7 protein-coding genes are annotated in these 16,261 nt (G+C 29.9%); all 7 read left to right on the top strand.

What is annotated here, in order from left to right:
* Positions 1-221: 221 nt before the first annotated feature.
* Complete coding sequence (locus ACH5TW_RS02340; protein WP_439334870.1) at positions 222-4,439, top strand: hybrid sensor histidine kinase/response regulator transcription factor; 4,218 nt, start codon at positions 222-224, stop codon at positions 4,437-4,439.
* A gap of 330 nt (positions 4,440-4,769) precedes the next feature.
* Positions 4,770-7,976, top strand: a complete 3,207-nt coding sequence (locus ACH5TW_RS02335) for a SusC/RagA family TonB-linked outer membrane protein (RefSeq protein WP_439334869.1) — start codon at positions 4,770-4,772, stop codon at positions 7,974-7,976.
* A 17-nt stretch (positions 7,977-7,993) separates the two neighbouring features.
* Positions 7,994-9,769, top strand: coding sequence for a RagB/SusD family nutrient uptake outer membrane protein (locus tag ACH5TW_RS02330; RefSeq protein WP_439334868.1), 1,776 nt, complete (start codon positions 7,994-7,996; stop codon positions 9,767-9,769).
* A gap of 40 nt (positions 9,770-9,809) precedes the next feature.
* Positions 9,810-11,438, top strand: a complete 1,629-nt coding sequence (locus ACH5TW_RS02325) for a DUF4979 domain-containing protein (RefSeq protein WP_439334867.1) — start codon at positions 9,810-9,812, stop codon at positions 11,436-11,438.
* Between the two features lie 219 nt (positions 11,439-11,657).
* A complete protein-coding gene (locus ACH5TW_RS02320) occupies positions 11,658-12,923 on the top strand; it encodes an alginate lyase family protein (RefSeq protein WP_439334866.1) in 1,266 nt (421 codons plus the stop codon).
* Between the two features lie 246 nt (positions 12,924-13,169).
* Positions 13,170-14,030, top strand: a complete 861-nt coding sequence (locus ACH5TW_RS02315; RefSeq protein WP_439334865.1) for a DUF4979 domain-containing protein — start codon at positions 13,170-13,172, stop codon at positions 14,028-14,030.
* Positions 14,031-14,291: 261 nt separating this feature from the next.
* Positions 14,292-16,256 (top strand): glycoside hydrolase family 97 protein, encoded by a 1,965-nt coding sequence (locus tag ACH5TW_RS02310; protein WP_439334864.1) that lies wholly within the window; start codon positions 14,292-14,294, stop codon positions 16,254-16,256.
* Positions 16,257-16,261: the final 5 nt, after the last annotated feature.

Below are 16,261 nucleotides of genomic sequence, written 5' to 3'. Positions count from 1 at the left end.
GAAATTTTGTATTAGTGTTATTCCTTTATAAATATCTTGATAAGCTCAAAATCGATAAGTTTTTTAATTTGATGTGATAAACCTATTTTATTTTTTTATTCCCTAAATAAGATTTTAAGTTATTTAGTTTTATACTAAAAAATTTTAAATTGTATTTTAGCACTTATTTATTAACTATCCATAGATTTATAAAAAGATCAATTTTTACCTTTCAAAACTATATGTGCAAATATTTTATTTTAAGTAAGCTATTTAGAAGAGTTTTATTTATTCTTCTAATATTATTTTCTGCACAAGGATTCTCTCAATATTCTAATCTTAAATTTGAAAATTTAGACACAAGTAAAGGATTGTCTAGCAGTACTTGTACAGAAATATTTCAAGACAGTGAAGGTTTTATGTGGTTTGGAACTATTGATGGCTTAAATAGGTATGATGGCTATATGTTTGAAACATACAGACCAATTTTAAATGATACTACATCTATAAGTAATAATAGAATTAATGCTATTGTTGAGGATGGAATGGGGGATTTATGGATAGGAACAAACAATGGATTAAATGTATTTGATAAAAAGAAAGAAATATTTTATAGAATTCCATTGCATAGTGATGAGTTCGATTTTGTAGATCAAAGTAATATAATTAGTGATTTATTTTTTGATAGTGAAACAAATTTACTATGGATAGCTACAAAAAAAGGAATTGGTAAATTAAATATAGATAGTAAAGGTGAAAAAGTAAGGAATACAGATTTTAATATTAAGCATTATTCAAATAATAAAAATAATTCTAATTCTATAGATAATAATAACGTTACTAAAATAGTAAAGGATAGTAATGGCGTTATTTGGGCAATTTCAGAAGGAGATTTTCTTAATGCGTATAATTCAGAAAAAGATAATTTTAATAGAATAAAAATAAACATTCCAAATTCTTATTTATTAAATCATGTAATTAAGGAATTACTTGTAGATAAAGAAGGCGATTTCTGGTTTGGAAGTAACATGTCTTTATTAATTGTTTGGGACAGGCAAAAAAACGAATTTAAAAAGGTTTTTTCAGAAGAAAGTAATGCTCAAATATTTGATATTTATCAAGATGACAAGGGGATTATTTGGATTGCTACCGATGGTGATGGCTTATTTCTTTTTGATAAAAACAAAGGGCTTTTACAGCATATAGTTTATAATCCATTAAATGCATTCTCTCTCCCAAATAATCAGCCTGCAAATATATTAGAAGATAAAGACGGGATTTTTTGGTTTGGATCTTATAATAAAGGAATAAGTAAATTGGTGCAATCTAAATCGTCATTTGGACATTATTTTTATGAATTAGGAAATAAAAAAGGTTTAAGTTCTAAGATTGCACAATCAGTTTTACAAGATAGTAATGATAGAATTTGGGTAGGAATTGATGGAGGAGGTCTTAACTTATTTGATGAAAATAAAGAGGTTTTCAAACATTATAGAGCAGATTCTAATAACCCAAATACTTTAAGCTCTGATAAAATAGTGTATTTATCTGAAAGTTTTGATAAATCTATATGGATTTGTACTTGGGATGGAGGTTTAAATAAGTTTAACCCTAAAACGGAAAGTTTTGAACAATATAAATATCAAAACCATAATCCACATTCAATAGGACAAAACATAGTTTGGTGTGCTGTTGAAGATAAAGAACATAGACTTTGGGTTGGTACTCAAACAGAAGGATTAAATTTATTTGATCCAATTACAAAAAAATTTACAAAATTTAAATACGAGCAAAATAATAGTAAAAGCTTAATTAGTGATCTTGTATTTTCTATTTTTATAGATTCCAAAAACAGGTTATTGGTTGGAACTTCACAAGGTTTAGCTATTGTGAATTTAGATAATTTAGATCGTTATATACCAAATAAAATAGATTTTTTAGAATTAAAAGAACAACCAATACAAGGGAATCGTATAAACTTTATAACAGAAGATCATTTAGGGAATATTTGGTTAGGAACAGATATAGGAATGTATCAATTAGATGCTGAATTAAAATTAGTTAAATCCTATACAACAACACAAGGATTACCAAATAATTTAGTTTTAGCCATACAGGAAGATGATGATTTTAATTTATGGATAACAACAAAAAGTGGTTTATCAAAATATCAAGTTAAAGAAGATACGTTTTATAATTTCAACACTCAAGATGGAGTACAAGGTGTAGAATTTCAAAGTAAGTCTATAGATAAAACCAGCGACGGTAGAATAATTGCAGGAGGAATAAATGGCTTTAACATATTTAAACCAAAAGATATAGTAATTAAGTCAAAATCTATTAAGCCTATTATAACTAAGCTTAAAATGTTCAACGAAGTGGTGAAAGTTGGGCAGAAAATAGAAGACAAAATAATTTTAAAGAATTCTATTTCTAATACAGATGTATTAGAGTTAAAATATAATCAAGGCTTTTTGTCCTTTGAATTTGTTGCGTTCAATTATAAAAATCAAAAGCATGTAAAATATTCATATAGAATGTTAGGTTTACATGAAAATTTTATAAGGGCAGGTGAAGACAGGTCTGCAAATTATTCCAGTATTCCACCAGGAAATTATGTTTTTCAGGTAAAGGCTTCGCTCAATGAAAATTGGGAAGAAGCAGAAATTACATCTATAAATATAGATGTTGCTCCTCCAATATGGAAAACTTGGTGGGCTTATTTACTATATGTGTTGTTTTTTTTAGCTATTCTTTGGTTTGGGATGTATTATTATAAAAAAATTATAAATGAGGAAAAAGAGCATGAGTTAGATCAAATGAAATTAAGTTTTTTTATTAATGTTTCTCATGAATTAAGAACACCATTAACGCTTATATTAAACCCTGTAGATAAAATTATTTCATCATTTAATAATCCTGAAATTGTAAAATTAAATGCTTATACTTTACAAAGAAGTGCCAGAAGATTATATTATTTAGTTAATCAATTATTAGACTTTAGAAAAATGGATTTGGGAAAAGTTCATCTAAAATTGGTACATGGAGATATTGTTAAATTTAGTAATGGGATTTATAAGTTGTTTGAAGGTTTGGCAGAATCAAAAGGAGTAAAGTATGAATTTAAAAGTTCTTTTGACGAATTACCTATGAACTTTGATTTTGATAAAGTAGAAAAAATTATTACTAATTTAATTTCTAATTCTATTAAATATACTAAAAATGGAGGCAAAATAATACTTTCAATTTCTAACCCTAATGAAAAAAATAAAGATTTGTTTTCAAAAATTTTGAATAAGAAAACTTTTAAAGATTTTGTTCAAATAGAAATAAAAGATACAGGTATAGGGTTTAAAAAAGAACAACTAAAAGATGTTTTTGGAAGATTTGTTAATGCAGGTAACACTAAAACGGGTATGGGAATTGGCTTGAATATTACTCAAGGTCTTGTAAAAGTACATGGTGGAGAAATATTTGTAGAAAGTAAGTATAAAGAGGGAACCATTTTTACTGTTTTACTTCCATTAAATCTCAAAAATGAAAATAATGAAATAATTAGTGGAAATAAGTATTTAAATGAATTTGATTTAAACAGTATACATTCTACAGAGTATGAAATTGGAGTTTCCACAGATACTATAGATAAACAAATTAAAGATTTAGATTCTAGTTCAGATGGAAAGAAAAAGCAAGTTATATTAGTTGTAGAAGACAATAAGGAGTTACGTAAACATTTAGTTTATGAATTTAGTAATTCATTCAAAATAATTGAAGCTGTAAATGGAAAAGATGGATTAGAAAAAGTAAAAAAACACCATCCAGATTTAATCATAAGCGATGTTATGATGCCAAAAATGGATGGGTTTGAGTTGTGTAGGTTAGTAAAAACTGAAATTGAAATTTGTCATATTCCAATTATTTTATTAACAGCAAGAAGTCTTGAAGAAGATCAAATAGAGGGCTATAATACTGGTGCAGATGAGTATTTGTCAAAACCCTTTAATGTAAGTATTTTAAAAGCAAGAGTTAGAAATTTATTAGAAGCTAAAAAAAGATTGAGAGATAAGTTTGCTTCTATAGGAGGTGTTGTTTCATCTAGTGAAATAACCTCTAATAGTTTAGATGAGGCTCTTTTAGATAAAGCTACTAAGGCCATAATAGATAATATATCAGATCCAGATTATAAATTAGATAATTTGTTAAGTGAAATAGGTATTGGTAGATCTCAGTTTTATAGAAAAATAAATTCTATTACAGGTCAAAATCCTAGTAGTTTTATTAGAACAATTCGTTTAAAATATGCTTCAGAATTATTATTTAAAAATGAATATTCAATAAAAGAAATTACTCATATGTCTGGCTTTAATTCAACAGCTTATTTTAGTAAAACTTTCCGAGAATTATACGGATTAACTCCAACTGAATATTTAGAGCAAAAACTTAAAGGTCTTCAAAAATAGTCTTGTATTCAGCTGTTTACCCTATGTTTTATAGTGAAATGGGTTATAAATAATCAAATTTGAATTTTAATTTACACTTTCAATCTTTCTTTTGTGATAAAATTGTAAAGTGATTTTAAGAAGTTTTCTTAAAGTCAATTTTATTAATTATAACTAAAACATTTTTGATTATGAAAAGACTTTACATATCAAGTTATTTTTATTGAAACTTATCCATTAACAGAAAAAATGTTAATAGCAAAAGAAAATAAGAATGACTAATACAAACTTAGTTTTGTATTAACTGTAAAAACAACTAAAACTAATTACGAAAATTTAAATTACAATTTTATGAGTGAATTAAAAAGCAATCAGTTAAAAATGAAATCCTTATCAGGAACCATTTGGATAATGGCATTTTTGATTTGTGGTTTTTCTGCTAAATTGTACGCAAGTACAGCGAATTCTACTATTACAAAAATAGATGATATTCAAAATATTACTGTTAAAGGAAATGTATCATCACAAGATGATAATTTAACCTTGCCAGGTGTAAATGTTATTGTAAAAGGAACCACTAGAGGAGCAACAACAGATTTTGATGGAAACTTTTCTATTAACGCATCTATTGGAGATGTTTTAGTCTTTAGTTATATAGGTTATATAACTAAAGAAGTAAAAATTACTAATGATGATTTTATTAATGTGTCTATAAAAGAAGACGTAGCAGCTTTAGATGAAGTTGTTATTGTTGGTTATGGAGCAAAGAAAAAAGAATCATTAACAGGAGCTATCGAACAAATTAAGTCCGAAGTTTTTGAAGATAGAGCAATTACAAATCCTGCTCTATCATTACAAGGTCAAACTCCAGGTTTAACAGTTACACGAAGCTCTCCAAGACCAGGGAATGAAGGTGTCTCTTTGCAAATACGTGGAGCAACATCGGTAAATGGAGGTGGTCCTTTAATTATTATTGATGGTTCTCCAGTTGTTAGTAATTCAGAGTTTTATCAAATGAACCCAGATGATATTGCCTCTATTAGTGTACTTAAGGATGGTTCTGCTTCAATTTATGGTTCTCGTGCATCTAATGGTGTTATTTTGGTAACTACTAAAAAAGGTAAAGGAGGAATTAAGGTTGAATATAGTGGTAGCTATAGATATAGTACAATTGGTATTCGCCCTCCATCACCTTCTATGGAAGAGTATGCATCACTTTGGCTAGAAGCTGCAGAACAAGATGGTGCAACTCGTGATTATTGGGGATGGGATACTCAAGAAAATCTTGAGCGTTTACAAAATGGAGAAGAAGGAATTTATTCTACACGCTTTTGGGGTGATATATTTATAGGTAGAGCAACTAGGTTTGATGAACTTTTTGGAGATAGTGAGGCTTATCAACATAATTTAAGTTTATCAGGCAGTAGTGAAAAATCAAGATACAGGTTATCAGCTGGTTTAGCAGATAATAAAGGTGCATTAAAAACAGCATATGATGGTCAAAAGCAACAAAGTATCCGTTTTAATTATGATTTTGATGTTAGTGATAGATTAAAAATTGAAAGTGGTATTGTATATCAACTTTCAAATGTTTCAGGTCCCTCTACAGGTTTAGATGCTACTGCAGGTTCTTACGATCCACCTTTTTTTCCGGCTTATAATCCATATGGTCAGTGGTATGCAAATTTTGGAATTGCAGGAAATAGAAATTCTACAGCTGCAACAACTGATGGAGGTAAAAGAAGTGTTCAAGATAAATTCACGAAGTTAAACTTCAATGCCACATATAATATTATAGATGGTCTAGATATTAAAGCAAATGCTTCATTTAGCGATATGCAAAAGAGAGTAGATGAATATAGATTAACAGTACAGCCTTATACATGGGACGGACAGATTTCACCAGAAAGAATTAACTCAACATCATTAATTAAGGCAGAAACATTAAATAGAACTTATGAAAATTATGGTGTGTTTGCAAACTATAAAATTTCAACAGAAAATGGTCATAATTTTGAGTTCATGTTAGGTCAAACTGCTGAAAGACAAAAAGAAAAGTTGTTAAGAGCAGAACGTAAAGGAATTGAAGATTTTGGTGTTTATGATTTAGGAATTGCTCCTATTGATAATATTACAAATGGTGGAGGTGCAAACCATTGGGGTATTTATTCTACTATTTCAAGATTTAATTACAATTTTAAAGAGAAATATTTATTAGAATTAGTAGGTCGTAGAGATGGATCTTCAAGATTTGCTGAAAATTTTAAATATTCAAATTTCGGAAGTATTACAGCTGGTTGGTTAATTTCTTCAGAGAAATTTTTAGAAGGCACTTTTGTTAATTATCTTAAATTAAGAGGAAGTTATGGTACTTCAGGAAATCAAGTAGGTATTGGTCTATACGATTACGTATCAAGAATTGGTAATGGATCACTTCCTTTTGGTGTAACACCAGGTCTACAAAATACAGCTAGAGTAAATGGTTTAACAAGTAGAACAAGAACCTGGGAAGCAGTTAAAATGCGCAATATTGGTTTAGATTTTGGTCTTTTTAGTAATAAATTAACCGGTAGTTTTGATTATTATCAAAAAGATAATAATGGGATGTTAATAGATGTTATTTATCCATCGGTATTAGGAGGAACTGCTCCTAAGTCAAATAGTGGACATTTAAAAAGTACAGGATGGGAAGCAATGATAGGATGGAGAGAAAATAAAGGAGATTTCTCTTATAATATTTCTCTTAATATGTCGGATAGTAAGAATAATTTGGTAAGTATGCAAGGAGCTACTTCATTTTCAGCAGGACAGGTTAGTGCAAGAGAAGGATATCCATTAGATTCCTATTTCCTTTATAAAACTGATGGGTTTTTTCAATCTCAGGATGAGGTAGATGATTACTATACTACATATACATCAGTAAATCAAGGAGAACTTCCAATACAATCTGATGCAAATCAAGCTATAAGAGTTGGTGATACACGAAAAATTGATGCAGACGGTAATGGTTATATCGATGATGTTGGTGGTGCAGAAGATACTGGTGATGCTGTATTTATGGGAGACGCTGCTCCTCATTATATTTATGGTATTAACCTAGGAGCTTCATATAAAGGTTTCGATTTTACAGCATTTTTTCAAGGTGTTTTAGAACAAAATGTATTGAGAACAGGTTTTATGAGATATCCTTTCTATAGAGTTTGGACAAACCAAACGACAGCTTACCTTGGGAAAACATGGACACCAGAGAACACAGGAGCTGTATATCCAAGAATGACCAATAACATAGTGCGATCTGCTCACAACTGGGCTAATAATGATTTTATGTTACAGAATAATCGTTATTTACGATTGAAAAATATTGTAATTGGTTATACCATTCCAAAAGATTTGACTCAAAAAATCGGATTTGATAAAGTTAGATTTTACTTTTCAGGCAATGACCTTTTTGAATTTACTAGTTTAAAAGATGGATATGATCCAGAATTTGGAGAGAGTACTCAAAGTATTTATCCATTTTCAAGAACATTCGCGGTTGGTTTAAACTTAACATTTTAATCTGAAAAAAATTTATTATGAAAAAAATTATAATTCCAATTACAATTCTTTTTCTAGCATTATTTAGCTGCGAAAAAGATTTTTTAGAACTCGATCCCTTAGATTCGGTTACAGAATCAGCTTATTTTAATACACCCGATCAATTTGAAAATGCAGCTAACCAATTTTATAGTCAAATGGTAAGCTGGAGACCTAGAAAAGCATCTGGTACACCAAGTAATTTTAATAGCAATATTTTTGATTTCATGGGACTTGGTTCAGATTTAAGAGGATTACCACTTGAAGAAGGAAGAGGTGCTAATTTGATACAAAATGATGATAAATATTGGTCAAACTCTTATTATTATTTAAGAGATGTGAATATTTTACTTCAAAAAGCAGAGGATTATGCTGGAGATAAAGCTGAAATTACTCAGTCTATAGCCACTGCTCATTTCTTTAGAGCATGGCATCATTATTTCTTGTTACAGCGTTTTGGAGGTGTTCCTATTGTTACGACTGTTGTAGATTTAGATTCACCAGAACTTTATGGGGCTAGAAATAGTAGATATGAAGTATTTGCTCAAATAGTTAAAGATTTAGATGCTGCAATTTTAGGATTACCAATTGAGCAAAGTATATCGTCTAGCGATAAAGGAAAGATTAGTAAATGGGGTGCACAAGCTTTCAAAGCTAAAGTATTACTTTATGAAGCTACTTGGGAAAAATATGTTGGAACTACAACCGACTTCACAGGATCTGGTGGTCCGTCTGGTGATATTGCTGCTTATTTAAATGAGGCTATTACATTAAGTAAAAGTGTTATTGATAATGGTGGGTATCAACTTTGGAATGGCAATGACCAATTGAATAATTTAAGTAATCATTATTTATTTAATCTTGAAGATTCTGGTTCAAACCCTGCAGGTTTGGATAAGAGCTCCAATAATGAGTTTATTATTCAAGGAATTTATGATTTTGCTTTATATCAAGCAGGAGAACAGATTAGTCATACAGTTTTTGAGAGATTATCTCCAAATAGAAAAATGATGGATCTGGTTTTATGTACAGATGGTTTACCAATTGATAAATCACCATTATTTCAAGGTTATAATAAAACTTCAGACGAATTTCAAAATAGAGATTTTAGACTGACTGCATATTTTGGTGAAAACATACCTGAGGATGGTTCTATTGCCTTACCAGGTTCTGGTGGAGGAACCGTTTCTGGATCTGGAATTTCTGCACGTAAATTTAGATCTTATAATTATGGTACTTATAGAGCTGCAAGAGAAGAAGGATTTAATTATCCTCATTTAAGATTGGCTGAAGTATATTTAATATATGCTGAAGCACTTATGGAAAGAGACGGTGCTATTTCAGATACTAATTTAAATTTATCAATAAATAAAGTAAGGGCTCGTGCTGGTGTTGCTCCTTTAACAAATGCTTTAGCTACTTCTAATGGATTAGATATCCTAAATGAAATTCGTAGAGAAAGAGCTGTAGAATTGTATGGAGAAAACAATAGATTTAACGATCTAAAGAGATGGGGTGTTGCAGAAGAAGAACTTAATAAAGATGTTTTAGGAGCTGTAGTTGAAGGCACTATTTATGAAAGTAATACAAGTCTTTATGATCCATCAAAATATGTTTGGGGTGAAAAAACAATTCAAACAGCAGTTGGTATGAGAAGGGTTGTTGTTATAGACCCAGCTGTAAATAGAAATTTTGCAAGAAAGAACTATTTGTTTCCTATACCATCAACTCAAAGAGCCTTAAATCCTGCTTTAGAACAGAATCCAGGTTGGTAATGTATAATTAAATAATTTTGAAATTTAAAAAATTATAAAAATGAAAAAAAATCGTATAATCACAAATATTTTCACATTGCTAGCATTTGGTTTTATTACCTTTTTTGTTGGTTGTGTAGATAATGATGAACTAAGTGTTTATCAATACCCAGAACCTATAATTACTGATTTTAGTCCTACTTCAGGACAACCAGGTCAAAAAATAACCATAAATGGTACCGATTTCGGTACTTTTAATAAAGCTGTTACTGTCTTTTTTGGTGAAGTTGCTACAAATGCAGAAGAGATTGTTAGTTTAACAAATAATCAAATAGTTGTTAGAGTACCTTCAGGAGTTTCTGCAGGAGAAACTCCAATTACTGTTAAGGTTTGGACATATAATAAGCTTACCGAAACTAATTTCAATGTTTTACCAGGAGCTAAGGCTAATAGTTTATCGGTTTCAGAAGGTAATGCAGGAGATCAAATATCCATTATTGGAGAAAATTTTGGTAATGACCCAAATGCTTTAACTATAGAGTTTGCAGGAGGTATTACTGCAGATATTATTTCTATTAATGATTCTGAAATTGTAGTAACAGTTCCAGAAGGAGGTCAAACAGGAGCCGTTAATATATTATTTGATGATATTGTAATAACTGGTCCAGTATTTACATACCCATTTGTTGGTCTAGATTTCCAATTTAATACAGATAATGATGCTGAAGGTTGGATAATTAATAGTCAGGGTAACGGTAGTTTTGAAGTAAGTGGAGGACAATATAATGTTACTTTTGATCAAACGCAAAGTAAAAGACGAGCTGATTTTAGACTTGATGGAGGAGCAGATGTACATGCGGGTAAATTTCCTATTATTGCTATTAAAATAAATAAGCCTTCGAGTGGGAATTTTATTTTAGATACTAATTTAGGTAAATATAAAAATGGTTCAAATAATTGGGATGGTGTTCTACAAGGTGATATCTATTATTATGATATCAGAAATACGTTTGGTTCTGGTGCAGAGTTGTCTCAAACAGAAGGTACATCTTTAACAACTTTTCAATGGAAAATAGCAGATATAACAACAGACGAAGTTGGGTACTCAGTTGATTGGGTTAGGTCTTTTGAAAGTTTAGAAAAGTTAATGGAATACACCGTTTTACCTTACGGGAAATTTATATATGAATTTGATGATCCAAATGCAACTGACTATTGGGTAGGTCAACAAAATGCTACAAATGTTGTTGAAGATAGTAAATTAAAAGTAACTTTTGAAGCGTTACAATTTGATGGAACTAAACGTCGCTCTGATCTTAAGTTTATAGAAGATGGGATATTTCCTGAGGGTTCTCCAACTGGAAAATGGCATTATAGTACAGAGTTTCCAATTTTAGCTTTTAAATTAGCTTTTACAGGTACTGGAGCTCCTGTACCTGGTTCTGGAAATATAAAATTAGACCGTTTTAATGGAGCACAAAATAATGCTTATTTAACTGATTTTGTAGATGATAATGTAATTTATTATGATTGTTCTATTGATGGAGGGTTTACTCAAGATGGAGATTTAGCATCTTTCCAACTAAAAATAGCCGATATAACTTCTACAGAAGAAACAGGTTATGAGGTATTTTGGATTAGTAGTTTTAGAAATGTAGATGAACTGGCAGCATATATTGCCACTCACTAAACTATAAAGTAATTTATTTTACAATAAAAATGGAACCAGTAAATGGTTCCATTTTTGTTTTCAGTTTATATTGTCTCTTAAGAATTATATATTGCTATAAATTTAAAAAAACATATAATTTATATTCTTTGGGTAATAATTTACATTAACAAAAATTAGTTTTATGTAAAATTGTAGTATCAATTAATTTTTATAGAATATTAAAATATTGAATGCGTTATGAAAAAAAACTTTTTTAAAATATTGCTAATTTGTCTTCCATTTTTGGTGCTAACTAACTATAGTTGTTCCTCAGATGGAGGCTCTGAGATTGTTAACCCAAGCCCTGATCCTGATCCAGACCCAGATCCAGACCCAGATCCAGATCCAAAAACCTTTGTTCATCCTGGATTATTAGTGACGAATGCAGATTTTGACAGAATTAAAACGAAAGTTAATGCCAGCGCAGAACCATGGTTATCAGGATGGAATAAACTAACCAGTAATTCACATGCACAATTGAGCTACAATTTTAGTCCTGTTGTAAAGTTAATAAGGGGCGGGAAATCAAGAGAAGAACCAGAACCAGATAATTATTCAAAAGCTTTTAATGATGCTGCAGCAGCATTTCAATTAGCTATTAGATGGAAAGTCACAGGAGACAATGCTTATGCAGACAAATCTATAGCCATTTTAAATGCTTGGGCTTCAACCTGTAAATCTATAACAGGTAATAGTAATAGGGCATTAGGAGCAGGAATATATGGATATCAATTTGCCAATGCTGGAGAAATAATGAGGTCTTATACTGGTTGGGTTGCTTCAGACTTTGATACATTTAAACAATGGCTTGTAGATGTCTTTTATCCAATTAACAAGGCTTTTTTAGATAACCATTGGAATACTTGTATTAGTCATTACTGGGCTAACTGGGATTTAGTTAATTTGGCGGCTGTTATTTCTATAGGAGTTTTAACTGATAATGAGGAGATGTATGATTATGCAATTAAATATTTAAAAACGGGTGGTGGAAATGGAAATTTAAATAAAGCTATTTATTATATACATCCAAACGGGTTGGGTCAGTTACAAGAAAGTGGAAGAGATCAAGGACACGCCTTACTTTGTGTTGGTTATTTTTCTGAAATTGCCGCAATGGCAAGTAATCAAGGTGATGATTTGTTCGAATATGACGATAATAAAATTTTAAAAGCTATAGAATACGCAGCAAAGTATAATGTTGCAGGTTTAGGCGTACCATTTGAACCTTATAATAACTGTGATGATGTTAATCACACCCAAATAAGTGAGCAGGGTAGAGGTGAAAAAAGACCTATTTGGGCTTTACCTTACTATCAATATGTTGTAAAAAGAGGTCTTACTTCTCCATATTTAAAATTAGCAGTTGATTTTTATGGTGCTGAAGGAGGAGGAGGAGATTATGGACCTAATAGTGGAGGTTACGATTCCTTAGGTTTTGGAACCTTACTTTACGCTATTGATTGATAATCTTATTGTTAGGTTTAATTAGTCCTAAATATATTTTATGTATTAAAAAGTGTTTTTTTTGTAAAAACAAGCAAAAAGGGATATAATTTATAGGCTTTGGCTTATGTTTTATATCCCTTTTTTATTTTCATTGTTAGGTTTGTTTTATAATCTTAAAAGTCTTATTTGTAGTCTTTTAGTTGGGTTGTGAAGGTTAAAACCATAACCTTAAATTATGGTTAAAAATTAAACTAAATATTTATTATGAAAAAACATTTACACTTTTTATTAATAGCTTTAATGCTATGCGTCTCAAGTTTTATTTCAGCTCAAGGAGGAATAAATCAAAATTTTGCTTCATTAGGAAATTGGTTTGTAGATGATAAACCTAATGGAACTAGTTCAGTTTCTGGAGGTCATTTAATCGTAACTATGGGAGATCAAGGTAATGGAAAATATCGTGCTGACTTAAAAAATGACAATGCAACTTATACTATAAATTCTACTACAGATAAAATAATTGCGGTTAAATTTATTGGAGATAAACCAGCTACTGGAGCTTTTAAAGTCGAGCTAAGAAATGAAACAGCTGGAGCTTGGATGAATAATGGTGGAGGTAAATATAATCCTACTGGTTCTATAACAACTGCTAAAGGGAATTTAATTTATTACTTTGATTTTAGTGGAGATGCTAATTACACAACTGGAGATATTTCTATTTCTAGAATAGGATTTACAATTGCAGATGTTGTAGATCCTACAAACTATACAATAGACTGGGTTGCAAGTTTTATAGACGTTACAGCTTTAGAAGCATATAAAGATACAATGGATGATGGAGCTTCTGATGATGATGAAACTTTAGGAGTTAACGATGTTTTGGTTAAAAACAAAACTCTTAAATTATATCCAAACCCTTCAGTTAATAATTCTTTTAATATAAATTTAGAGACAGGATTTTTAAAAGAAACAACAGAAGTAAAAGTGTATAGTATAATAGGTGAATTAGTTTTACAAAAACAGCTAAAAACAAATTCTAAATTAACAACTATAAATCATAACTTAAAATCAGGAATGTATCTTGTAATGATTGAGAATAGAACAGCAAAATTAATTGTTGAATAGTTTTATATATTATTTATAGTATTTTTTTAAGCAACACTAAATTTAGTGTTGCTTTTTTGTTAAATTTATTAAAAAAGGGTTCTTTTTTATAAGGTATGAATGATAGTTTATACTTATAACAAGTTATTCTTAGTAATATTGAATATATATTTTTCCTATTTAAAAATAAGAGTGTTTTTTTGAATTTTTGAGTATGACACTTATAAAGACTATGCATAAATAGTTTCAGCAATAATTAACAGTTAAATAATTTTAGGTACAATGTTAAAATCCCTTTTTAGAACTATTAAAAATATCTTTTTTGTGTTTTTCACAGTGGTATTAAATGCTAATGTAAAAAACACAAATATTGATGGGTTACAAAATACTGAAACCATACAATCACCTAATGGGAAATTGAATTTTAGTTTTTATCAAAAAAAAACTGTTGATGGTACTACTCAAATGTACTATAAAGTTAACTTCAATAAACAATCTGTGATTTTAGAATCTGAATTAGGGATTCTTATACAGAATAACTTATTTGAATCTGCATTAGCAATAGAAAACGACCATAGTAAATTTTGGTGTGAAAATTTAGAATTAAAATCTATTGATAGAGAAACTGTTCATAATTCTTGGAATCCAATTTATGGAGAAAGAAGTGTAGTCAAGAATCATTATAACCAATTAGTACTTCATTTTAATAAATATGGAGGAAAAGGACATTTAGAAGAAGGTGAAAATGGAACGAGTTACGATAAGAGACGTAGTTATAATATGGATATTATTGTTCGTGTTTATAATGAAGGAGTTGCTTTTCGTTATCATTTTCCAGAAACTTCTAACGGATTGTTTTTACATATTGAAGGAGAACAAACTAGTTACACCTTACCTGATAACACCATGGCTTATTATGAAACCTGGGCTCAAGGACCTTATAGTTATTTACCATTAAAAAATTGGCCAGACGAGTCAGAACGTCCATTAACATTAGATTTAGAAAACGGACTTCATGTAGCACTTTTGGAGGCTCAAATGATTGATTATAGTAGAGGTAAATTTAAGTTAAGTGAAGCTAAACCTAATACTATCACTTTGTCAATGTATGACAAAGTTGATGTAATAACTCCATATTCAACACCTTGGCGTGTAATTATGGTAGCAGAAAAACCAGGTGAATTATTAGAGAATAATGATATTGTTTTAAATTTAAATAACCCGAATCAGATAAAAAACACTTCATGGATTAAACCTGGAAAAGTTATTAGATCTAATTTAACAACAAAAGAAGCCAAAGAATGTGTAGATTTTGCAGCACAACGTAATTTACAATATGTGCATTTAGATGCGGGTTGGTACGGTCCAGAAATGAAAGTAAGTTCAGATGCTATTACCATTGCAAAAGATATTAAAATGCAAGAATTAGTGAATTATGCAGCGAGTAAAGATATTGGCATTTTTGTATATATAAATCAAAGAGCACTTACGAATAAATTAGATGAAGTTTTTACCCAATGTAGAAAGTGGGGTATTAAAGGTGTAAAGTTTGGTTTTGTTCAAATAGGCTCTAGTCAATGGACAACTTGGATGCATAATGCTATAAAGAAAGCTGCTGAATATCAATTAATGGTTGATGTTCATGACGAGTATCGCCCAACAGGATTTAGTAGAACTTACCCTAATTTAATGACTCAAGAAGGTATTCGTGGTAATGAAGAAATGCCAGATGCTACGCATAACACAACCTTGCCTTTTACACGTTATTTAGCTGGCGCAGGAGATTACACTATATGCTATTATAACAACCGCATAAAAACAACACATGCACATCAATTGGCACTTTCTGTAGTTTTTTATAGTCCTATTCAATTTATATACTGGTATGATAAACCTAGTGCTTATAATGGAGAACCAGAAATAGCATTTTTTGATGCTGTTCCAACAATTTGGGATGAAACAAAAGTTTTAAATGGTGAAATAGGAAAGCATATAGCTATAGCCCGAAAGTCTAGTCAAGATTGGTTTATAGGTGCAATTACAAATAATGATGCAAGAAGTTTAGAAATTAGTTTAGACTTTTTAGATGAGGGTACTAGCTATGAAGCTTTTTTATATTTAGACGATGCCAGTATAAAAACAAAGACAAAGGTGAGGGTTAAAAAACAAAAAGTAAAAAAAGGACAAAAAATAGAATTAAACCTATTAGCTTCTGGAGGTGTAGCTATCCATATAAAAAAAATATAAGAAAA

This window comes from Thalassobellus sediminis (genome assembly GCF_044386045.1).
Lineage (GTDB): Bacteria > Bacteroidota > Bacteroidia > Flavobacteriales > Flavobacteriaceae > Thalassobellus > Thalassobellus sediminis.
The sequence above is the reverse complement of the archived record's forward strand: the minus strand, read 5'-3'. Positions and strand labels throughout refer to the sequence as shown.